The sequence below is a fragment of the Antarctobacter heliothermus genome (assembly GCF_900188425.1).
Taxonomy (GTDB): Bacteria; Pseudomonadota; Alphaproteobacteria; order Rhodobacterales; family Rhodobacteraceae; genus Antarctobacter; species Antarctobacter heliothermus.
In genome coordinates this window covers 23,513-44,627 of sequence record NZ_FZON01000043.1, presented here as the reverse complement: position 1 = coordinate 44,627, position 21,115 = coordinate 23,513, and the positions used below count along the sequence as shown (strand labels likewise).

The following is a 21,115-nucleotide window of genomic DNA, read 5'->3' as shown; positions in this document are numbered from 1 at the left end:
CCGAAAACGACTACGGCGCATTGGGCGACACCTCCACCCTCGCCGACCCCTCCGTCGTCGACGACCTCATCGACAACCGCATGAACAAGGCGTGAGGGACATGATGGACGGATCCAAAACAACCGCCGCCGCCCCCGTGCTGATCCTGCTTGGCCCTCCGGGGGCAGGCAAGGGCACGCAGGCGCGGATGCTCGAAGAGCAATTCGGGTTTGTGCAACTGTCGACCGGGGATCTGCTGCGCGCTGCCGTGGCCGCCGGCACCGACGCGGGCAAACAGGCCAAGGCGGTGATGGAGGCGGGTGATCTGGTCTCTGACGAGATCGTCATCGCCATCCTGCGCGACCGGCTGGCCGATGCGGACTGCGCCAAGGGTGTCATCCTTGATGGCTTTCCGCGCACCGAGGCCCAGGCCGAGGCGCTGGACGAACTGCTGGCCGCAAACGGGCAGAAGATCGATGCTGCTGTCAGCCTCGAGGTCGACGACGCCGCCATGGTGTCGCGGATTTCGGGCCGATTCACTTGCGGCGGGTGCGGTGAGGGGTATCACGACGACTTCAAGCCGCCCAAGGCGACAGGTGTCTGTGACAAATGTGGCAGCACAGAGTTCAAGCGCCGCGCCGACGACAACGCCGAAACCGTTGCGGCCCGGCTTGAAGCCTACCACGTCTCGACCGCGCCGCTGATCAAATACTACGCCCGCAAAGGCGCGCTGATCGGCATCAACGCCATGGGCGAGATCAAGGATATCGCGGGCAAGCTTTCTGCGATCGTAAAGACAGCCACCGCCTGAGCGGGGCTGAATGAACTGGCCCGTTGCGCCCCTGCGCAGCGGGCTCCCTGGAGGAAAGAGGAGGAACCGCATCATGGCGGACCACACTTCACAGGCTGAACAGGCAAAGTCCGATGCGGGCTACTGGAAGGCCAACGTACGCATCATCGTCATCAGCCTCATCATCTGGGCGCTGGTGTCTTTCGGTTTTGGCATACTGCTGCGCCCGATGATTTCGGGCATTGCCGTGGGCGGCACCGATCTGGGCTTCTGGTTTGCCCAGCAGGGGTCGATCATCGTCTTCTTGGCGCTGATTTTCTTCTACGCGTGGCGAATGAACAAGCTCGACCGTGAATACGGCGTCGAGGAGGAATAAGACGTTATGGATCAGTTTACCATCAACCTGCTGTTTGTCGGCGCGAGTTTCGCGCTCTACATCGGCATCGCGATCTGGGCCCGTGCGGGCTCCACATCGGAATTCTACGCCGCCGGTCGCGGCGTTCACCCGGTCACCAACGGCATGGCCACGGCGGCGGACTGGATGTCGGCGGCCTCATTCATCGGCATGGCCGGTCTCATCGCCTTCACCGGCTATGACAACTCGACCTTCCTGATGGGTTGGACCGGCGGCTATGTTCTGCTGGCTCTGCTGCTTGCGCCCTACCTGCGCAAGTTCGGCAAATACACCGTGTCCGAGTTCATCGGCGACCGTTTCTACAGCCCGACCGCGCGCGTCGTGGCCGTGATCGCCCTGCTGGTTGCCTCGCTCACCTATGTGATCGGGCAGATGACCGGTGTTGGCGTCGCCTTTGGCCGCTTCCTGGAGGTGTCCAACACCACCGGCCTGCTGATCGGTGCCTGCGTGGTCTTTGCCTACGCCGTTTTCGGCGGCATGAAGGGCGTGACCTACACGCAGGTCGCACAGTACGTCGTGCTGATCATGGCCTACACCATCCCGGCCGTCTTCATCTCGCTGCAACTGACCGGCAACCCGATCCCTGCGCTGGGTCTGTTTGGCGATCACGTCGCCAGCGGTGAGCCGCTGCTGGCCAAGCTGGACTCCATCGTCGCCGAGCTGGGCTTTAACGAGTACACGACCCACCACTCCGACACGCTCAACATGGTGCTGTTCACCCTGTCGCTGATGATCGGTACAGCGGGTCTGCCCCACGTCATCATGCGCTTCTTCACCGTGCCGCGCGTGGCGGATGCACGCTGGTCCGCGGGCTGGGCGCTGGTCTTTATCGCGCTGCTGTACCTGACCGCCCCGGCTGTGGGTGCCATGGCACGCCTGAACATCACCGACCTGATGTGGCCGAATGGTGCAACGGGAGAGCCTGTCTCTGTCGAGATGATCGAAGCCAACCCAGAGTATGACTGGATGGCGACATGGCAGAAAACCGGCCTCTTGGGCTGGGAAGACAAGAACGGTGACGGCAAGATCGTGTACTTCAACGATGCCGATGCCGACACGGTTGCCAAGATGGAAGCCGCCGGTTGGGGTGACGCAAACGAACTGACCAAGTTCGACCGTGACATCCTTGTTCTGGCCAACCCCGAAATCGCCAACCTGCCCAGCTGGGTCATCGGTCTGGTCGCGGCTGGTGGTCTTGCCGCCGCGCTGTCCACAGCGGCCGGTCTGCTGCTGGCGATCTCTTCGGCTGTCTCCCACGACCTGATCAAGGGCTCGATCAACCCGGCGATCTCGGAAAAGGGTGAGTTGCTGTCTGCACGGGTCGCCATGGCGGTTGCCATCGCGGTGGCCACCTACCTTGGCCTCAACCCTCCGGGCTTTGCGGCGCAAACCGTGGCCTTGGCCTTTGGTCTTGCCGCGGCATCGATCTTCCCGGCGCTGATGATGGGCATCTTTACCAAGGTGAACAACAAAGGCGCGGTGACAGGCATGGTGACAGGTCTGCTGGTGACGCTGGTCTACATCTTCCTGCACAAGGGTTGGTTGTTCATCCCTGACACCAACAGCTTTACCGATGCGGACCCGCTGCTGGGCACAATCCAGTCGACTTCCTTCGGGGCCGTCGGTGCGATCATCAACTTCTGCGTGGCCTTCACCGTGTCCAAGTTCACCACTCCGATCCCGACCGAGATCGAAGAGCTGGTGGAATCGGTACGCGTGCCGCGCGGTGCCGGTGCCGCAGCTGCGGACCACTAACACCACCCCGTCCCGGCCCCGCGCCGGGGCGGGACCACGGACCAAGCTGGTCCGCCGCATGACAATCGGTCCCGTCCGGCGTGATGTCGGGCGGGACATTTCATTTCCCGCGCAAGGATGACCCATGCCCGTCGATCGCGCCGAACTCCTCAGATTTCTCTCTGCCGTCCACCCCTACGATGCGCTTGACACGCAGGTGCTGGAGGATCTTCTGCCCGCGTTCCAGCAACAGGTTCTGGACGCGGATCAGGACATCTACACTCTGGGCCAACCGCTTGACGGGCTGTACCTGATCCACCAGGGCGCGGTCGAAGTCACCGACAGCAACGGCGCGCAGATCTCATTGCTGGGTCCGCGCAACAGTTTCGGCGAACGCGGCCTGTTCCGCGACGGGCTGGCCGTGACCTCTGCACGCACACGCGAAGAAACCCGCCTGCTGGTGCTGCCACCGGCAGAGTTCCGGCACCTTCTGGACACCCAGCCCGCAGCGAAGAAATTCTTTGACCGCCAGCGCCCCGCGAAACCGAAACGCGCCGACCTGACCACCACACGGGTCGAGACGCTGATGGCCCCTGCCCCGTTGACCTGCCCGCCCCATACCCCGGTGCGCGACGCGGCGCAGCTCATGCACTCGCGCCATATCTCATCGGTCTGCATCACCGAGGGCAAGGTGCTGCGCGGCATCGCCACAATCCGCGACATCTCGGGCAAGGTTGTGGGCGGCGGCCTGTCCTACGACACCCCCCTGTCAGAAATCATGACCGCCGATCCCCTGACCCTCCCGCCCTCGGCCATCGGGTCGGACGTGCTGCACATGATGATGGAACGCCGCATCGGCCATGTTCCCGTCACCGAGGGCGACAAACTGGTCGGCATCGTCACCCAGACTGATCTGACCCGCTTTCAGGCCATGACCTCGGCGGAACTGGTGTCCGAGCTGGCGTTCGCCAAGACGCCAGAGGCCATGGCCCGCGTCACCGCCCGCATCCCGCAACTGCTGGTGCAACTGGTGGCAGGCGGCAACCGGCATGAGGTCATCACCCGGCTGATCACCGACATCGCCGACACCGCCACCCGCCGCCTGCTGGCACTGGCCGAGGCAGAACTGGGCGCGCCGCCCGTCCCCTACCTCTGGGCGGCCTGTGGCAGTCAGGGACGGCAGGAACAAACCGGCGTGTCGGATCAGGACAACGTGCTGATCCTGCATGACGGTTTCACCGAAGACATGCGCCCCTATTTCGAAGGTCTGGCCAGGATCGTCACAGACGGGCTGAACACCTGCGGCTATGTCTATTGCCCCGGCGACATGATGGCCTCATCCCCGCGCTGGTGCCAGCCGTTGCGGGTCTGGCGCGGCTATTTCAACAGCTGGATCGCCAAACCCGTCCCCGAGGCGCAGATGCTGGCCTCTGTCATGTTTGACCTGCGCCCCATCGGCGGCACCACGTCGCTGTTCGAGAACCTGCAGGAACAGACGTTGGGCAAGGCCGCGAAAAACTCGATCTTCGTGGCGCACATGATCTCGAACTCGCTCAAGCATACGCCGCCGCTGGGGCTGCTGCGCGGCTTTGCCACCATCCGTTCGGGAGAGCACAAGAACCAGCTGGACCTGAAACACAACGGCGTTGTGCCGGTGGTCGATCTGGGCCGCGTCTATGCGCTGCAAGGATCGCTGACAGCGGTCAACACCCGCGCCCGGCTGTCGGCCGCCATGGGGGCGGGTGTGCTCAGCCAGTCCGGCGGGCAGGATTTGCTGGACGCCTATGACCTGATCGCCGACACCCGACTGGAACATCAGGCCCGCCAGATCAAGGCAGGCGGCGCGCCGGACAACTATCTGGCACCCGCCGATCTGTCGGATTTTGAGCGGAGTCATTTGCGAAACGCCTTTGTCGTGGTCAAATCGCTGCAATCGGCGGTAGGTCACGGCAAGGGGATGCTTGGCTAGACCAGCAAGACGGACAAAAAGCGGGGCAAACGGGACATAGCCCGCCCCCGAGGAGGAGAAAAAAGATGTTTCTGGAACTGATCGCCGTCTTTGTGGCGGGGTTTGTCGGCGCGGGCCTGATGATGGTCCTGTCGTCGCTGAGCGGCCGCCGCCTGCCGCGCTGGATCGTGCCGGTTGGCGCGGGCGCCGCCATGCTGATAGCCGGGATCGCCACGGAATACAGCTGGTATGGGCGCACCGCGCAAAGCGCCCGCGACAAGGGCCTGAGCATTGCGCAGACGGTCGAAAACAGCGCCCTGTGGCGGCCCTGGACCTACATCTATCCGCTGACAGACCGCTTTGTCGCGGTCGACACGGCCAGCCCGCTCAAGAATGCCGAGACTGAGGGGCTGTACCTTGTGAAACTCTATTTCTACGGGCGTTGGCGGTCGAACCAGATCGTGCAGGTCATGGTGGACTGCGTAGGCTACCGCCGGGCCGACCCGGTTCTGGGCGATGGGTCGCCGCCGCTCTGGCGTGACGTCGGTCCCGACGATCCTGTCGTCAAGACTGTCTGCGCCGAGGTGTGATCCCATGTCCGACACCTTACCCGGCCCCATGAGCAAGCTCAGCCTGCGTCTGCGGATCTTCCTGTTCTTCTGCCTCCTCGCGGTCGGTGGCACCGGCATCGTTCTGGGCGCTCTCTGGGTCGGGCATGCCCGCGCCTTGGCCACGACACCCACCAACGGATTCGTCTTTGCCGGTATCCTGGCCAGTTTCGGCCTTGTCGCCCTGTGTACCGGCGTCTGGCTGCTGTTCGACGAAAACGTCGCCAAACCGATCGAGCGTTTGTCCGCCCGGATGCGCGCCCGCGCCCATGCCGGAACCGGCAGCGCCATGGACCGTGATGCCGCCCGCTATCTCGGGGATCTTGCCCCCGCCGCCGATGCCATCACCTCAGCCTTGTCGGAAAACGCCGTCTCTACCGCGCAGCGGATTGCCAGCGAAACCGCCCGCCTGACCGCCGAAAAGGCGCAACTCACCGCGCTGCTGACAGAGATCCCGGTGGCCACGCTGCTGATCAACGCCAATGACCAAATCGTCCTTTATGACGGTCAGGCCGCCGAGGTGCTGGCCCAGCAGGCGGTGCCCCGGCTGAACGCGCCGTTGGCCGATTATTTCGACCCCGCCAGCGTCAAAGCCGCCCGCATCGCCATGAACAAAGGCGGCAAAGAGGTCAGCCGCCCGCTGGAGGGGCTGGATGGCCAACAAAGCTATGACGCCCGGTTCAAACCGATGGACGGCGGCGGTTATATGATGATCATCGACGCCGCGCATATCGAAATCCCGCCAGAGGCGGCGCGCCCGCTGGTCTATGACTTTGACCTGTTGCAGGGTCGCGGCACGGCCAAGCTGGACGAGACGCCGGTTGGCAAACTCACCTTCACCGTCTTCGACACAGAGACGACCGGCCTCTTGCCGCACAAGGATGAAATCGTACAGATCGGCGCGGTGCGGGTGGTGAATGGCCGCATCGTGCCGGGTGAGGTGATTGACCAACTTGTCGATCCGCGCCGCCCGATCCCCGCCGCTTCGACCAAGGTGCACAAGGTCACCGATGCCATGGTCGCCGGACAGCCCAGCATCGCCCGCGCCGGACGGCAGTTCCACAGCTTTGCGCGGGATTCCGTCATCGTGGCCCATAACGCGCCCTTCGACATGGCCTTTCTGCAACGCCACAAGGGGCGCATGGGCGTGGTCTGGGACCATCCCATCCTTGACACGGTGCTGCTGTCGGCGGTGCTGTTCGGTGCCTCGGAAACCCACACGCTGGACGCACTGTGCGAGCGGCTGGATGTGACCATCCCCGAGGCGCTGCGCCACACCGCACTGGGCGACGCCCGCGCCACCGCCGAGGTGCTGGTCAGAATGCTGCCGATGCTGGAGGCGCGCGGCCTGACGACCTTTGGCGCAGTGATCGCGGAGACCCGCCGTCACGGGCGCCTGCTCGAAGACCTCAACTAGAGCGCGCCCTCGCCCGGCCACCGCCCGTCGTCCAACCACCGCGCGGGCACCAGCGGCACCCGGCCCTCGTCCCGCACGCTGCGGACCATGGCGCGCAGCTTTGCGATGCCCAAGGTCCGCGCCCAGACCAGCACGCCGCCCTGGTCTGCCGGAAATCCCAGACCTTCGACAGAGGCGCGGTTGATCTCTTCCTCTGCCGCGCCCTCTTGCACCAACGCCACCGCTGCAAGCACAAGCGCCGCCAGCAGCCGGTCGCGGATGTCCTCTGCGCCGTAATCCACCCGCGTCAGGCGGTGAAAATGCGCCTCTTCCAGCGCCAGATCCGCCACGATCGGATCATCCACCTTGCCGCCCCCGCCGGGATAGCGATACCAGCCCGCCCCGGCGGTGCGCCCCAGCTTGCCCAGTTCCATCATCCGCTTGAGGATCGGCGATACGTCCGCCCCCTGCCGCGCCCAGGCCAGATCCAGCCCAAGGCTGTCCTCCGCCTCAAACGGCCCCTGCGCAAAGCCGAAATCCTCCAGCGCCTCATCCACCTCCCAGGGGGTCGAGCCGTGCAGAAACACCGCCTCTGCCGCGTCCCGAAACGGCCCGCGCAACCTGTCGACCAACCTGTCAGCCAAGAAACCGCTCGCGTGCGATCAGGGCCAGCAACCGCTCCAGCGTGTCGTTCAGCGATGCCGCCGAGGTGTTCAGATGCGCATGGGCGCGCTCATACAAGGTTTCGCGCGCCTGAAGAATGGATTTCAACTGCCCCATCGCCTCGGGCTGGCCCGCCATCGGACGCTCATCCCCCTGCGCCCGCACCCGCTCCATGTGCTCCTCTGGCGCGGCCTTCAGCCAGATGGTGTGGAAATGCGACAGCAGCCGGTTGTAGGTGGCGGGTTCGGCCACGATACCGCCCCCCACTGCTAGGATCACCTGCTCATGGGCCGCGATCACCTGATCCAGCGCATCCGCCTCCAGCTTGCGAAACCCCTCTTGCCCGTACAGCGCCATGATCTCGGCCACCGGCATGCCGCCGGCCTGCGAAATCTCATGGTTCAGCTCGACAAACGGCACCTTCAGCGCCGCGCCCGCCAGACGTCCCAGCGTGGATTTGCCCGCGCCGCGCAGCCCGACAAGGCAGATGCGCTGCGCCCGCTGGCCCCCCGGCGCACCGTCCAGCAACAGGGCGCGCACCTGTGCCTGCACCGGTGCCTCGGCCTGGCGGTACATCTCGGCCATCTGCAAGGCCTCAGAGGTCCAGGGATCGTCCTCCCCCAGCAGCCAATCGATGCGGAAATCCAGCGCCTCGGCCACCCGGCACAACAGACCGATCGAGATATTGCCCGCCCCGCTTTCGAGTTGCGCAAGATAGCGCGGCGACACACCCGAGGTTTCTGACAAAACACGGCGCGAGATGCCGCGCTGTTCGCGGACCTGCCGGACACGCCCGCCCACACGGGTCATCAGCGCCGCAACCGCGCTGTCTGCCGTCCCGTGTCCGTCCACTTCCATTGCCACTGCGACCCCTTTCGCACCATTGCCCATTCCTATGAACTATAGTGCATATCGCAGAAGAAGGGCGCTGCAAAGCAACGTTTTTAACCAAGGATGCGCGACGTCATACGCACAATCCTGCGCGATTTCCGGTTTGCGGGGATCTGCGGATCAGTCGCGGCCCAGCACGGTTTCCGGCACCATCAACACATCGATCAGCGCCAGGCACAGACCGGAACAGTCCTTGCAGCCGATGCAGGTGCTTGGGTCGGATTGGAGTCTTTCGCCAAAGGCGCGGCTGCGCGGGGCATGGCCGATCAGGCGGTCTGCTTGCATGGGGTTTTCCTGTTCGCAACAAAAGGATCAATCCCCAAGACTAGCCGCCCGACAACGCCACACCTTGTGCCAGATCAAGGCGGACACGATTTTTCGTCGAAAAATCGCCTCGCCCCGTGTCGGTCACAGCCGCACAACCGCCGGATCACCCTCTGCATACAGCCGTTCCAGCAGATCCGCCCGCCGGGACAGGATCTTGCCGGTGTTCAGGTTGCCCTTGGCGGTGATCTCGCCGTCGCCCAGCGAGGGCGGCTCCGCCAGCACCATCACCCGCATGACCCGCGCGGCAGAGCCCTGCTCTGCCCGCAAGGCCAGCTTGTCGGCCAGCGCGCCGCGCAAGGCGTCGCTCATCAGCGCGCCGTCGTGTACCCCATCGCCCGCCAGCGCCAGCGCCTCTGCCGAGGGGAGGATCATCACCCCGACATCCGCCCGGTCTGCACCGCAGACCACGATGTCCTGCACCAGCGGCGCGTATTCCATCAACAACTCCAGCCGCAGCGTGGCCGCGCGCACCCATGTGCCGGTCAACAGCTTGAAGTCCTCAGAGATGCGCCCGTCAAAGCGCATGCCTTTGGTCAGGTCGTCCGGGTCGACAAATTTCACCGCGTCCCCGGTGCAAAAGAACCCCTCACCGTCAAACACTTCTGCGGTCTTGGCCGGATCGTTCAGGTAGCCGGGCATGATGTTCGGCCCGCGCACGCGGATCTCGCAGCGCAGGTCGGCATCTGGGATCAGCTTGACCTCGACGCCGGTCATCGGCACGCCGATGATGCCGGACATGGTGGTGGGTTCATGCTGGATCAGGCAGGCAGGCGCGGTTTCGGTCAGCCCCCAGGACGAGTTCATCAGCGGGACATCGCCGCGCACCTCGCGCGCCATGTCCTCAAGGTCCGTCCACACATCCTGCGGCAGGGAGGCCCCGGCATAGAACAGCATGTCGAGGTCTTCGAAATACCGTTGCCGCAACCCCCGATCCGCCTTCATGGCGTTGCGCAGCATGGCAAAGCCCACCGGCACATTGAAGGCCATGGTGCCGTTCATCAGGCGGTTGTTCTCGATCGTCTCGGCGATCCGCGCCGGGATCGGCTTGCCGCCGTCGATGTACAGCGCGCCGCCATTGGCCAGCATCATATTGAAATTATGCGACCCGCCAAAGACGTGGTTCCACGGCAGCCAGTCGACAATCCGTGGCGCGCGGTCACGCACAAAGGGCAGTGCGTCGGCGATCTGGGCCTGATTGGCGCACATCATCGCCTGCGTCGTGATCACCGCCTTGGGGTGCGAGGTCGACCCGCTGGTCATCAGGTATTTCGCCACCGTCTCCGGCCCGACCTGCAAGGCCGCCGCCGCCACAGCCAGCCCGTCACCGCCGCCCAACATCGCGGTCAGATCGGTCTGACCCGCCTGCGGATTGCGGGCCACGACACGTTCCACGCCATCAAACAGCGCGTGCCCCAGCACCGCGCCGAACCGCGCGCCATCATCGGCAAAGACCATCGCAGGCCGCACCAACTGCGCGCAATGTTCCAACTGCGGCCATGCGCCGGGGATCAGGGCATATTGCTCGGCCAGCGGCACGGTCGGCACCCCGACATATTGCGCCGCCAGCGTCAGCAAGCCGTGATCCACCCCGTTGCCCGACAGGATCAGGATTGGCGTGTCCGCCCCCATGCCCCGCTCCAGCAGGCTGGCCGCGATCAGGCGCACCGCGTCGCGCGCCTCGGCGTAGGTCACTTCGCGCCAGCCCGCGCCTGAGCGCTCCGCCAGGAACACCGCATGCGGCGTCAGGTCAGACCAGTGATCCAGCCAATCGCCGGTCCGCGTCGCGGGCCGGGTCATCTCATGGCCGGAGCGCAGCAGGATGGTGCCGTCGGCCCGGTCCTGACGCGTGACGGAATGGGCGCGATAGCGGGCCATGCGAGTCTCCTCAGCGCTGCGGCAGGCGGACGCCGGCATCCAGACGGATGGTGGTGCCGTTGAGATAGGGGTTGGCGACGATCTGGCTGACCATCAGCCCGTATTCCGCCGGGTCGCCCAGCCGGTGCGGGAACGGGACGTTGGCGACAATGCCTGCCGTCGTCTCCTCTGGCAGACCCTCCATCATCGGCGTGTTGAACAGCCCCGGCGCAATCGCCATCACGCGCACGCCCTGCTTGGCCATCTCGCGCGCGGCGGGCAGGCACATGGCGGCAATCGCCCCCTTGGAGGCCGCATAGGCCGATTGCCCGATCTGCCCGTCCTGAAACGCGACAGAGGCGGTGTTGATCACCACCCCGCGTTCCCCCGTCTCCAGCGGGTCCAGCGCCATCATCTCGCGCGCGGCGTGCGACATGACGTAATAAGTGCCCATCAGGTTCACCCGGATGGTCTTGTCGAACAGATCGGTGGACAGCTTGCCCTCGCGGCCGACAATGCGTGCCGCAGGCCCGATGCCCGCGCAACTGACCGCCACACGCGGCGCGCCCAGCCTGGCCACAACCTCGGCCACAGCCGCCGCGACAGATCCCTCATCGCCCACATCCGTGTGCACCGCGTGGCCGCCGATCTCGGCCGCCACCGCAGCCGCCCCGTCTGCGTCGAAATCCAGAATGCCGACCCGCGCGCCATCCGCCGCCAGACGCCGCGCCGTCGCCGCCCCCAGACCGCTGGCCCCGCCCGTGACGATGGCAACCTGACCCGAAATATCCATGACTTTCTCCTCCCGCATGACCGGGTTTCTTGTGATTTCAAACGACCTTGGGCGAAACGGGCCTGGCGCCTCTTACCCCGGTATCAGGAACAACGTGATCGACGGAAAGGCCACCAGGATCACCACCCGCACCAGATCCGACGCCACATAGTAGATCACCGCGCGATAGGTCTGCACCATTGGCGTGGCCGGATCCATCGCGTTGATCACAAACAGGTTCATCCCCACCGGCGGCGTGATCAACCCGACCTCGACCACGATCAGCACCAGAATGCCGAACCAGATCGCCACATGTTCCTGACTCATCCCGAAATCCAGCGCCGAAACCACCGGGAAAAAGATCGGGATCGTCAGCAGGATCATCGACAGACTGTCCATGAAACAGCCCAGCAACAGGTAGATGACAAGGATCAGCGACAGGACCGCAATCGGTGACATGCCCAGTTCGACCACCCAGGACGACAGTTCCTGCGGCACCCGCGTGCGGGCCAGGAACAGGTTGTAAAAGGCCGCCCCGAAGACGATGAAAAAGATCATCGCAGAGGAGCGCGCCGTATCGGTGAAACTGTCCAGCAGCGTGCGCCATGTCAGCCCGCCACTGGCCAGCGCGATGATGCCGGTGCCCAGCGCGCCCACCGCCGCGCCTTCTGTCGGGGTAAAGATGCCGCCATAGATGCCGCCCACAACCGCGACAAAGACCATCAGCACAGGCCAGACATCAATCATCGCGCGGAAACGGTCTGCCATCGGCACCGGCTCTCGGACGCCGGCCGATTTCGGGTTCACCCGCACATAGATCGACACCGCGATCATATAACCGATGGCGGCCAGAACGCCGGGGATGAAGGCCGCCAGAAACAACTTGGCGATGTTCTGTTCGGTCAGGATGGCATAGATCACCAGCACCACCGACGGCGGGATCAGGATGCCCAGCGTGCCGCCCGCGGCCAGCGTGGCGGTAGAAAACCCGCCCTCATAGCCATAGCGTTTCAGTTCCGGCAGGGCGACGCGGCTCATGGTGGCGGCGGTGGCCAGCGACGATCCGCAGATCGCGCCAAAACCCGCGCAGGCGCCGATGGCCGCCATGGCGACGCCGCCCTTGCGATGGCCCAGCCAGCTTTCGGCGGCCTTGAACAGCGCCTGAGACATGCCGCCCAGCGTGGCGAAATAGCCCATCAGCAGGAACATCGGCACAATCGACAGCGAATAGCTGGAGAAGGTCGAATAGGTCAGATCCTTGAGCTGCGCCAGCGGCAGCCGCGTGCTGCCCATGACAAAGTAGAACCCGGCAAACCCGGCGACAAACATGGCCAGACCAATCGGCACCCGCAGGAAGATCATCAGCAACAGGGCGGGAAAGGAATAGATCCCGATCTCGAGATTGGTCAATGCTCCGCTCCCATGGCGTTCGACGCGATCATGCGCCCGGACAGAAGTTCATACAGCCGCATGAGCACGACATAGACGGATACCACGGCGGCCAGCACGGCCCCGACAAGGCTGGCGGCATAGGCCCACCAGACCGGGAATTCCAGCAGCAAGGAGGTCTGACCAGAGCTCAGCTTGCGCAGCATCCCTTCGTTCAACTGGATGGCAATGGTCACTAGCGCGACCGAAAACAGCAGTGCGATCAGCAGTTGCAGCAGCCGGTTCACCCGACGCGGCAGCGCGTTTGAGAAGATATCGACAGAGGCATGGCCCATGGTCACATGGCAGAACGGCAGAAAGGCAAAGATGCAGAACGCCATGCCCGCCTCGACCAGTTCATAAGACCCTCGAATGGCCCCCACCCCGGCATCGATCAGCCATTGCGACAGCCCCGGAGCCACCGACATCATGATGTCCGAATGCAACGCGGTGTTCGCGACGCGGCCCAGGATCGAAATGCAGGTGATCAGGATCAGGACGGTCAGAATGATTCCGCCCACCAGCGCCATGAAGCGCGCAATTCCGAACACGATGCGGTGCAGACCGGCCATCGCAGATGTCCCCCTCTTGTCTCGAAAAAGGGCCGCGGACATCTGCCCGCGACCCCATGTGTCAAAGCCTTACTTGGCGAAGGTGTCCATGTCGGAGGTGTATTCCGCCATCAGCGCGCGGGCCTGATCGATCAGCGCCTGACCGTCGATGCCCTTTTCCTTCATGTCCGCGACCCATGTCTCGTAGATCGGGTTCACCAGCGCATCCCATTCCTTGGCGTCTTCCTCGGACACGGTGACGATGTTGTTGCCCATGTCCACCGCGATCTGGCGCGCCGGTCCGTCTGCATCGGACTGGGTGCCGCCCGCATAGATCGAAAAGGCCAGACCGGAGTTGTCGTCGATCACCTTTTGCAGGTCTTCCGGCAGGCTTTCGAACACGTCCCGGTTCATCGCCAGAACAAAGGTCAGGTTATACAGCGCGGCGCCGTCGAACTCGGTGTGGTTGGTCACCAGTTCCGGCACTTTCAGCGCGGCGGTCACTTCCCACGGGATGGTGGTGCCATCCAGAACGCCTTTGGACAGCGCCTCGGGGATAGCGGGCACCGGCAGGCCGATCGGCTCTGCGCCGACGCGGGTCAACAGGTCATTCACCAGGCGCGAGCCGCCACGGATCTTCATGCCTTCCAGATCGGACGGCACCACGACGGGCTTGTTGGTGTGGAACATGCCCGGTCCGTGGACCCATGTGCCCACGATCTTGAGATCGGCAAATTCGCCGTCCTCCATGTGCTCTTCGAACATCTTCCAATAGGCGTAAGAGGCGGCGCGCGCATCCTCGACCATGAAGGGCAGTTCAAACACCTCGGTCGTCGGATAGCGGCCCGGCGTGTAGCCGACCACGGTCCAGACGATATCGGCGATGCCGTCGGCGGCCTGGTCCATCAGTTCCGGCGGGCTGCCACCCAGCTGCATCGACGGATACCGCTCGATCTCGATCCGCCCGTCCGAGGCTTCCTCGATCCGGTCCGCCCAGACGTCCAGCACCAGCTTCGGCACATTGGCCTGCGCCGGCAGGAACTGGTGCAGCGTCAGCGTGATCTCCTGCGCCATGGCGGATGTGGTGGTCATCATCGCGGCCAGCGCGGCCCCGGCGATCCCCAGAACAGTTCTACGTGTGGTCATGTCTTACCTCCCTGAATGACTCGAATTCCTGTGTCCCGAACGGCAGGACGACGGGGATCTCCCTAACCCCGACAGCAGTGATACATCGTTCCGTTGCATATGCAACGAAATATTGGAGACTGCCCGCCCATCCTGATCTCCCCTTCAGAACGCGCCCCGGATGGTCCGGAGTTGTGCATCATCTTGCACAGACTGCACTATATCGCAATGCATTTCCCGCCCGTGCGGTCGGTTTTACGACGTTCGCCACAAGCTGTCCACAGACGTCCGCGCCCCGCCCTCACAGGAGCAGGTCAGGACTCGATTGTCCATATTAATCCACTAGGAAACAAAATTTACAGGAAAGGCCCGGTCAGTTGCGACGCTACCATTCGCCAAAGGAACGTGGCCGAACACCAGTACACGCAAGGGTTGAGACGCGCCCGGCAACCCCGGACGCGCCGACAGAATCAGCCCGGCGTCACGGCCTTGCCGGTCTGCGCCGATTCCAGCGCCGCATCGGCCAGCTCCAGCGCCCGCAACCCGTCCTGCCCCGTGGTCGGCAACGCGCCGCCGCCGGTCACCGCCGCCACAAAGGCGGCAATCTCATTGGCATAGGCGACCGCATAGCGATCCATGAAAAAGTTCAGCAGCGGTGGCCGGGTGAACCCTACGCCCCCTGCCACCTCGACCGTGCTTTCGTGCCGGTTGGCGGCGGCGACCATCCCCTTGGACCCATGCACCTCGATCCGCTGGTCATAGCCATAGGTGGCCCGGCGCGAATTGGTGATCACCGCCTGCTTGCCGCTGGCGGTCTTCAGGATCACGTTCACGCTGTCAAAATCGCCCAGTTCGCCGATCTCGGGGGCGACCAGAACGGACCCCTGCGCCATGACAGAAGTCACCTCTTCGCCCAGCAACCAGCGCGCCATGTCGAAATCATGAATGGTCATGTCGCGGAAAATCCCGCCCGACACCTTGATATAGGCCGCAGGCGGCGGGCCGGGATCGCGCGAGGTGATCACCACCATCTCGACATCGCCCACCTGCCCCGCGTCAATCGCCGCCTTCACCGACATGAAATCCGGGTCAAACCGGCGGTTGAACCCGACCATCAGCTTGGCATTCGTCTGCGCAACCGTGTCCAGCGCCTGCCGCACGCGGTCCGCCGACAGATCCACCGGTTTTTCGCAAAAGATCGCCTTGCCCGCCTTGGCGAACTGCTCGATCAGATCGGCATGGGTGTCGGTCGGCGTACAGATCGCCACGGCGTCGATGTCATCGCTGGCGGCGATCTCGTCGATGCTGCGCAGGTCACAGCCGTAACGCGCCTGCATGTCATCCGCCGCCGCCTGCAGCGGTTCGGACAGCGCGACAAACCGCGCCCCCGCCGTGGCCGAGATCGCCCGCGCGTGCGCCTGACCGATCCGGCCAGCGCCCAGAATTGCAAATCCAAGTGTCATGTCTCTCTCCCGGAATGGACCGTGTCGGCGGCCTGATGCGCCGCAGGACTGGGCAAATATGCAGGCCCCAAGGGCGGTCCGGTCAAGCCACCCGGCGGCACGATGCGCGTTTTTCTATCATCCGTGCGAGGCGCGCGCTCAAAACCTCTCGCAGACATCTCACAACCTGTCAGAGCGCAAACAGATCCGGCGTGATCGCCTGCTGCGGACCGGGGTCCAGCCGGGTCACATGCGCCGCCGGTCCTGCGGGAAACAGCCGCCGCACCAGCGGATCATGCCCCGGCACCACCAGTGCGCGCGACGAGGCCAGCCGCTCCAGCGTCTCGAACCCGTCCAGCATGTTCTGCAGATCGACCACGATGGGAAAGGGTTTGCGCAGCCACAGGTTCTCGTAGAAATGCGCCGCGTCAGAGGCCAGCACCATCCACCCCGCCTGCGTGCGCACCCGCACCGCCTGCAACCCGCGCGAATGGCCGCCGATACAATGCACCGTCACCCCCTCGGCCACCTGCCCGTCGCCGTCGTGAAAGATCACCTTGCCCGCGTACAGCCGTTTGATCGCCTCACAGACATGATCGGCGGTAAACGGCATCCGCAGCACGTCATGGCACATGCACGGGCCGGTGGCATAGGCCATCTCGGCCGCCTGCATGTGCAGCACCGCGTTGGGAAACAGGTGCAACCCGCCCGCGTGATCATAATGCAGATGTGTCACGATCAGTTGCGTCACATCCTCTGGTGTCACCCCCAGCGGCGCCAGCGCCGCCACCGGGTCCAGCCGGATGGGCCGCGCCCGCGCTTGCCCCTCGGCGGCGTCATAGCCGGTGTCGACAAGGATCACCTCCGACCCGCGCCGCAGCAGCCAGATGAAATAGTCCATCGGGTGCGGCGCATCGTGGTTGTCGTCAAAGATGAAACTGTCCGCCCGCACCCGCGCGGCGCGGTCGGCATAGCGGACGGCAAAAACCTCCCAGTCGCTCAACGGTGCACCTGTGCATAGGTCGCCACGTCCTTGGAGACGACAAATGGCGCGCTTGCCGACTCGAAGCTGATGAAATGCGCCGTCGTCATATGCGCCTCAAAGGCTGCCCGGTCGTCATAGATCTCATACAGGAACACCTCGCCGGGGCGATCGACGTCGGTGCAGACGTCAAACTGATGGCACCCCGGCTCATCGCGCACAGAGGCGCGGGCGTTCTGGCGCATCAGATCCAGAAAGGCGTCTGCCGTTTCCGGGTTTATCTCGAAACAAACGGTCACGGCGTACATCTGATTTCCTCCCCTGCCTCGCGCACACTGTAGGCAGGCCCTTGCCGCAGGTCTATGCTGCACAGAAAACAGGAGCGAACATGGTGGACAAAGACACTGGCCCCTTGCGGGTCGCCTGCCTTGGCGCGGGGTATTTCAGCCGCTTTCACTATGACGGCTGGCGGCGCATCGCGGGCGTCGAACTGGTCGGTTCCTGCGATCTGGACGCGGCCAGGGCGCGCAACACACGCGCGCCCGCCTTTGACGATCTGGCCACCATGCTCCGCGAAACCGCGCCGGACCTGCTGGATGTGATCGTGCCGCCCCCGGCGCAGGCACAGGCCATCCGCACGGCGCTTGCCGCCGGGGTCCGCGCGCTGATCTGTCAGAAACCCTTCTGCACCTCCGCCGAAGAGGCGCTCGCCGTGACCCAAGAGGCAGAGGCCGCAGGCGCGCTGCTGGTGATCCATGAGAATTTCCGCTTTCAGCCATGGTATCGGGTGATCAAGGCGCAGCTAGAGGCGGGCGCGATCGGCGAGGTCTTGCAGATCACCTTTCGCCTGCGCCCCGGCGATGGTCAGGGGCCGGATGCCTACCTTGACAGGCAACCCTATTTCCAGCAGATGCCGCGCTTTCTGGTGCATGAAACCGCCGTCCACTGGATCGATACGTTTCGCTATCTGCTGGGCGCGCCCTCGGCGGTCTATGCCGACCTGCGACAGGTCAATCCGGTGATCGCCGGTGAGGATGCGGGCTATATCCTGTTCGATTTTCCCACTGGCGCGCGCGCACTGTTCGACGGCAACCGCCTGCTGGATCATGCCGCCACCAACACCCGCTGCACCATGGGTGAGGCGCTGGTAGAGGGCACCACCGGCACACTGACCCTGACCGGAGACGGCGCGCTGCACCTGCGCCACTTCGGCACGCAAGAGAGTGCGTGTATCCTGCCCCCCGACACCTCCGGCACCTTCGGCGGCGACTGCGTCTTTGCGCTGCAAAGCCATGTGGTGTCCTGCCTGCGCAGCGGGGCCCACCCCGAAAACACGGCCCGCGCCTATCTGCCCGTCATCGCCACGGAATTCGCCATCTACTCCTCCGCCTCCGAGGGCCGAAAGCTGGACCTGAACCAGGGGGAGTTTCCTAACGGCAGGTAAATTCGCCCCCACAAGCCATTGAAGACGTTACGTCACCTTGTCTGCCACATGTGGACACTCACCCATACAGGCCCGCCACACGCCCCCTCAATTGCACCAGCGCCAGAACCGTGTCGATGGTCGGCGTGGGCGTCGCCGTGATCCGCCCCAGCTCTTGAACCGAGGCCACCAGCGCATCGATTTCCATCGGCCGCCCCGCGTCCAGATCCTGCAGCATCGAGGTCCGATGCGCCCCCACAGCCGCCCCGCCATCAATCCGCCGCTCCACATCGATGGGGAACTTCACGCCCAGTTTTTCCGCGATCTCCTGCGCCTCCCCCATCATGCCCCGCGCCACCCCTCGCGTGCCCGGATCGGTACACAAAACGTCCAACGTCGCATGAGTCAGCGCCGAGATCGGATTGAACGACAGGTTCCCCCACAGCTTGACCCAGATCTCATCGCGCAGACGCGGCCGCACCGGCGCCTTCAACCCCGCCGCGCCCAAAGCCTTGGACAGCGCCAAGGCCCGCTCGGATTTCTCCCCCGACGGCTCGCCCAGCGAAAACCGGTTGCCCTCCACATGCCGGATCACTCCGGGCCGGATCACCTCCGCCGCCGGATAGACCACACAGCCCAGCACCCGGTCAGGCCCAAACCCCTCCCACTGCGCATCGCCCGGATCAACTGTCGCCAGACGCGTGCCCTCCAATGCGCCGCCAACCCCGTGGAAATACCACCACGGCACGCCGTTCACCCCGCTGACCACGGTTGTCTCCGGCCCGATCAGCGGCGCCATCTTCGGCACCAGCGCCGGCACCGAATGCGCCTTCAAGGTCACAATCACATAATCCTGCACGCCCAGCGCCGCCGGATCCTCGGACGCCCGCACCGGCACGCAGGTCTCACCGCTCTCTTCAATCAACCGCAGCCCATCCGCCTGCATCGCCTTCAGATGCGGCCCGCGCGCCACAAGGCTCACATCCGCGCCCGCCTGCGCCAGCTTGACGCCCAGATAGCCGCCGATTGCCCCAGCCCCGAAAATGCAGATCTTCATCCCGTCCCCTCGCACGCCTAGTGCTTCTTCTCTGTCAAAATACTCCCCGCCGGAGGCTCCGACACCTGCCACAGATACCGCCGCCGGAGCAAAAGCTCAGGTCGTTGCAACCAGCCCCAGCTTTTCGGCCATGCCGATCCGCATCATCTTGCCCGTCGCGCCCTTGGGGATCTCGTCCAGGATCACCACCCGGCGCGGCACCTTGAAATCGGCCATGCGTTCGGCAGCAAACCGGCAGATCTCCTGCTCGGTCACAACGGCCCCCTCGCGCAGCACAACCGCCGCCGCCACGTCCTCACCCAGCTTGGGGTGCGGCAGGGCAAAGGTCACACATTGCGCCACCGCAGGGTGGTCCATCAGCACGCCATCCACCTCCAGCGGTGAGATCTTTTCGCCGCCCCGGTTGATGATCTCCTTCAGGCGTCCGGTCAGGCTGAGAAACCCGTCGGCGTCCAGCGCCCCCTGGTCGCCGGTACGAAACCAGCGCTTGCCACCCGCATCAAAGAAATTCTTGGCATTGGCCTCTGCGTTCGCCTCATATCCCGGCGTCACATTGGGACCAGAGATCACCACTTCGCCCACACCGTCGATCAGCCGGTTCTCGGACTCGTCGGCAATCGCCACCTGCGGCCCCGCCGCCACGCCCACCGATCCCGGCTTTTGCACGTCCAGCGGGTTGCAGCACATCTGATGCGCTGCCTCTGTCATACCGTAAGCCTCAACCACCGGCGCGCCGAATGTCTCGGCCAGTTGCGCCATGACCTGCGCGGGAAGCGAGGCTGAGGACGAGCGCAGGAACCGCAACGGCACATCGCGGATCACATCGGCGTTGCGCGGCGCGCGCGACAGGATCGCCTGATGCATCGTCGGCACGGCGGTGTACCAGGTTGGGCGCGCCTCGGCCATTTGTGCAAAGAACGCCAATGCGTTGAACCCCGGCGCGCAAAAAACCGAAGCCCCCGCCGAAAGCGAGGCAGAGACCGCCGCCAGCAACCCGTGAATATGAAACAGCGGCATGACGTTCAGGCACCGGTCCTGCGGCGTCAGCGCAAGAGACGTTGCGATATGCTGAGCTGACGCTGCGATGTTCGACTGCATCAACGGCACGATCTTGGGCCGCGACGTGGTGCCCGAGGTGTGCAGGATCAGGGCCACGTCCTCTGGCCCCGGGGTGCCGTCCTCTGCCGCTGTGACCAGCCCTTCACGCTCCAGCCGGAACAGCCCTGCCGTCATGTCGTCCGCCACCACCCGCAGGACGGTCAGGCCGAAACGATTGGCCGCCGCCAGTGCCGGGCCGTCATATCCTGCCTCCAGAATGATGGCCTTTGCCTTCAGGTCCTCAAGGTAAAAGGCGTATTCCTCTTCGCGGTAGGACGGGTTCAGCGGGGCCGTTGTCGCTGCTGCGGCCACGGTGACAAAGGCGGTGGCCATGGTGGCCCCGTTCGGCAGCACAATCGCCACCCTGTCCTGCGGCCCGACGCCCGCGCTGCGCAACCGCGCGCGGACATCGCCCGCAAGCGCACGCAACCCGCCGTAGCTGAGCCAGTCTTTCGACGGCGCGCCGATGGCCTGCGCCGCGTCCCGGTGTGGTGCCAGCAGGTCTGCCAATGTCCCCGTCATACGCCGTGTCCTCCCTGTCATGCGGTCCGCGCCCATAGCCCTTGGCCCGGCCCGTCCGTCCGTCCGTCCGTCGCCAGAGTGTTCACCAGGAGCGGCGCATTGAACAGAGG

Annotated in this window: 20 protein-coding genes; 7 read left to right on the top strand and 13 right to left on the bottom strand. The window is 64.6% G+C overall.

Annotated elements, in window-relative coordinates:
- Nucleotides 1-103: 103 nt before the first annotated feature.
- From CHB90_RS18565 to CHB90_RS18540, 6 genes are all read left to right on the top strand, one after another.
- Nucleotides 104-790, top strand: coding sequence for an adenylate kinase (locus CHB90_RS18565; protein WP_089279350.1), 687 nt, complete (start codon nt 104-106; stop codon nt 788-790).
- Between the two features lie 73 nt (nt 791-863).
- On the top strand, nt 864-1,145 hold the full coding sequence (locus CHB90_RS18560) for a DUF4212 domain-containing protein (protein ID WP_089279344.1): 282 nt from the start codon (nt 864-866) through the stop codon (nt 1,143-1,145).
- Between the two features lie 6 nt (nt 1,146-1,151).
- The gene (locus CHB90_RS18555) at nt 1,152-2,939 is read left to right on the top strand and encodes a sodium:solute symporter family protein (protein WP_089279343.1); all 1,788 of its coding nucleotides are present in this window, start codon (nt 1,152-1,154) and stop codon (nt 2,937-2,939) included.
- 124 nt (nt 2,940-3,063) lie between these two features.
- Nucleotides 3,064-4,887, top strand: a complete 1,824-nt coding sequence (locus CHB90_RS18550) for a putative nucleotidyltransferase substrate binding domain-containing protein (protein ID WP_089279342.1) — start codon at nt 3,064-3,066, stop codon at nt 4,885-4,887.
- Nucleotides 4,888-4,952: 65 nt separating this feature from the next.
- Nucleotides 4,953-5,456 carry a hypothetical protein gene (locus CHB90_RS18545; RefSeq protein WP_089279341.1) on the top strand — a complete coding sequence of 168 codons (504 nt, stop codon included), beginning with the start codon at nt 4,953-4,955 and terminating at the stop codon, nt 5,454-5,456.
- Nucleotides 5,457-5,460: 4 nt separating this feature from the next.
- Nucleotides 5,461-6,891 (top strand): 3'-5' exonuclease, encoded by a 1,431-nt coding sequence (locus CHB90_RS18540; protein WP_245823299.1) that lies wholly within the window; start codon nt 5,461-5,463, stop codon nt 6,889-6,891.
- Here the strand turns inward: CHB90_RS18540 and CHB90_RS18535 are convergent.
- From CHB90_RS18535 to CHB90_RS18490, 11 genes are all read right to left on the bottom strand, one after another.
- Nucleotides 6,888-7,514, bottom strand: coding sequence for a 3-hydroxyacyl-CoA dehydrogenase family protein (locus CHB90_RS18535; RefSeq protein ID WP_089279340.1), 627 nt, complete (start codon nt 7,512-7,514; stop codon nt 6,888-6,890). The two genes, CHB90_RS18540 and CHB90_RS18535, sit on opposite strands and share 4 nt — an antisense overlap.
- Entirely contained in the window at nt 7,507-8,391 is an 885-nt protein-coding gene (locus CHB90_RS18530) for a helix-turn-helix transcriptional regulator (RefSeq protein WP_089279339.1), read from the bottom strand. The genes CHB90_RS18535 and CHB90_RS18530 overlap by 8 nt, the downstream gene beginning before the upstream one ends.
- A gap of 153 nt (nt 8,392-8,544) precedes the next feature.
- On the bottom strand, nt 8,545-8,709 hold the full coding sequence (locus tag CHB90_RS26620) for a hypothetical protein (protein ID WP_170941111.1): 165 nt from the start codon (nt 8,707-8,709) through the stop codon (nt 8,545-8,547).
- 123 nt (nt 8,710-8,832) lie between these two features.
- Nucleotides 8,833-10,626 (bottom strand): feruloyl-CoA synthase, encoded by a 1,794-nt coding sequence (locus CHB90_RS18525; protein WP_245823298.1) that lies wholly within the window; start codon nt 10,624-10,626, stop codon nt 8,833-8,835.
- Nucleotides 10,627-10,636: 10 nt separating this feature from the next.
- Entirely contained in the window at nt 10,637-11,398 is a 762-nt protein-coding gene (locus CHB90_RS18520) for an SDR family NAD(P)-dependent oxidoreductase (RefSeq protein WP_089279347.1), read from the bottom strand.
- A gap of 72 nt (nt 11,399-11,470) precedes the next feature.
- Complete coding sequence (locus CHB90_RS18515; RefSeq protein ID WP_089279338.1) at nt 11,471-12,787, bottom strand: TRAP transporter large permease; 1,317 nt, start codon at nt 12,785-12,787, stop codon at nt 11,471-11,473.
- The gene (locus CHB90_RS18510) at nt 12,784-13,377 is read right to left on the bottom strand and encodes a TRAP transporter small permease (protein ID WP_170941110.1); all 594 of its coding nucleotides are present in this window, start codon (nt 13,375-13,377) and stop codon (nt 12,784-12,786) included. Before CHB90_RS18510 ends, CHB90_RS18515 begins: the two co-directional genes overlap by 4 nt.
- Before the next feature lie 69 nt (nt 13,378-13,446).
- The gene (locus CHB90_RS18505) at nt 13,447-14,502 is read right to left on the bottom strand and encodes a TRAP transporter substrate-binding protein (RefSeq protein ID WP_089279337.1); all 1,056 of its coding nucleotides are present in this window, start codon (nt 14,500-14,502) and stop codon (nt 13,447-13,449) included.
- A 449-nt stretch (nt 14,503-14,951) separates the two neighbouring features.
- On the bottom strand, nt 14,952-15,944 hold the full coding sequence (gene iolG, locus CHB90_RS18500) for an inositol 2-dehydrogenase (RefSeq protein ID WP_089279336.1): 993 nt from the start codon (nt 15,942-15,944) through the stop codon (nt 14,952-14,954).
- 169 nt (nt 15,945-16,113) lie between these two features.
- The gene (locus CHB90_RS18495; protein WP_089279335.1) at nt 16,114-16,926 is read right to left on the bottom strand and encodes an N-acyl homoserine lactonase family protein; all 813 of its coding nucleotides are present in this window, start codon (nt 16,924-16,926) and stop codon (nt 16,114-16,116) included.
- The gene (locus CHB90_RS18490; protein WP_089279334.1) at nt 16,923-17,213 is read right to left on the bottom strand and encodes a putative quinol monooxygenase; all 291 of its coding nucleotides are present in this window, start codon (nt 17,211-17,213) and stop codon (nt 16,923-16,925) included. Before CHB90_RS18490 ends, CHB90_RS18495 begins: the two co-directional genes overlap by 4 nt.
- An 80-nt stretch (nt 17,214-17,293) precedes the next feature.
- Here CHB90_RS18490 and CHB90_RS18485 point away from each other — a divergent pair, with 80 nt between their 5' ends.
- Complete coding sequence (locus CHB90_RS18485; RefSeq protein ID WP_089279333.1) at nt 17,294-18,349, top strand: Gfo/Idh/MocA family protein; 1,056 nt, start codon at nt 17,294-17,296, stop codon at nt 18,347-18,349.
- Nucleotides 18,350-18,407: 58 nt separating this feature from the next.
- Here the strand turns inward: CHB90_RS18485 and CHB90_RS18480 are convergent, their stop codons facing one another.
- Complete coding sequence (locus tag CHB90_RS18480; RefSeq protein WP_089279332.1) at nt 18,408-19,385, bottom strand: 2-dehydropantoate 2-reductase; 978 nt, start codon at nt 19,383-19,385, stop codon at nt 18,408-18,410.
- A 96-nt stretch (nt 19,386-19,481) separates the two neighbouring features.
- On the bottom strand, nt 19,482-21,005 hold the full coding sequence (locus tag CHB90_RS18475) for an acyl--CoA ligase (protein WP_089279331.1): 1,524 nt from the start codon (nt 21,003-21,005) through the stop codon (nt 19,482-19,484).
- Nucleotides 21,006-21,115 lie beyond the last annotated feature (110 nt).

Bases quoted from the DNA above. Each gene is read 5' to 3' on its own strand.
- CHB90_RS18565 (WP_089279350.1), top strand. From the start codon at position 104: ATGGACGGATCCAAAACAACCGCCGCCGCCCCCGTGCTGATCCTGCTT.
- CHB90_RS18560 (WP_089279344.1), top strand. From the start codon at position 864: ATGGCGGACCACACTTCACAGGCTGAACAGGCAAAGTCCGATGCGGGC.
- CHB90_RS18555 (WP_089279343.1), top strand. From the start codon at position 1,152: ATGGATCAGTTTACCATCAACCTGCTGTTTGTCGGCGCGAGTTTCGCG.
- CHB90_RS18550 (WP_089279342.1), top strand. From the start codon at position 3,064: ATGCCCGTCGATCGCGCCGAACTCCTCAGATTTCTCTCTGCCGTCCAC.
- CHB90_RS18545 (WP_089279341.1), top strand. From the start codon at position 4,953: ATGTTTCTGGAACTGATCGCCGTCTTTGTGGCGGGGTTTGTCGGCGCG.
- CHB90_RS18540 (WP_245823299.1), top strand. From the start codon at position 5,461: ATGTCCGACACCTTACCCGGCCCCATGAGCAAGCTCAGCCTGCGTCTG.
- CHB90_RS18530 (WP_089279339.1), bottom strand. From the start codon at position 8,391: ATGGAAGTGGACGGACACGGGACGGCAGACAGCGCGGTTGCGGCGCTG.
- CHB90_RS26620 (WP_170941111.1), bottom strand. From the start codon at position 8,709: ATGCAAGCAGACCGCCTGATCGGCCATGCCCCGCGCAGCCGCGCCTTT.
- CHB90_RS18525 (WP_245823298.1), bottom strand. From the start codon at position 10,626: ATGGCCCGCTATCGCGCCCATTCCGTCACGCGTCAGGACCGGGCCGAC.
- CHB90_RS18520 (WP_089279347.1), bottom strand. From the start codon at position 11,398: ATGGATATTTCGGGTCAGGTTGCCATCGTCACGGGCGGGGCCAGCGGT.
- CHB90_RS18510 (WP_170941110.1), bottom strand. From the start codon at position 13,377: ATGGCCGGTCTGCACCGCATCGTGTTCGGAATTGCGCGCTTCATGGCG.
- CHB90_RS18505 (WP_089279337.1), bottom strand. From the start codon at position 14,502: ATGACCACACGTAGAACTGTTCTGGGGATCGCCGGGGCCGCGCTGGCC.
- iolG (WP_089279336.1), bottom strand. From the start codon at position 15,944: ATGACACTTGGATTTGCAATTCTGGGCGCTGGCCGGATCGGTCAGGCG.
- CHB90_RS18490 (WP_089279334.1), bottom strand. From the start codon at position 17,213: ATGTACGCCGTGACCGTTTGTTTCGAGATAAACCCGGAAACGGCAGAC.
- CHB90_RS18485 (WP_089279333.1), top strand. From the start codon at position 17,294: ATGGTGGACAAAGACACTGGCCCCTTGCGGGTCGCCTGCCTTGGCGCG.
- CHB90_RS18480 (WP_089279332.1), bottom strand. From the start codon at position 19,385: ATGAAGATCTGCATTTTCGGGGCTGGGGCAATCGGCGGCTATCTGGGC.
- CHB90_RS18475 (WP_089279331.1), bottom strand. From the start codon at position 21,005: ATGACGGGGACATTGGCAGACCTGCTGGCACCACACCGGGACGCGGCG.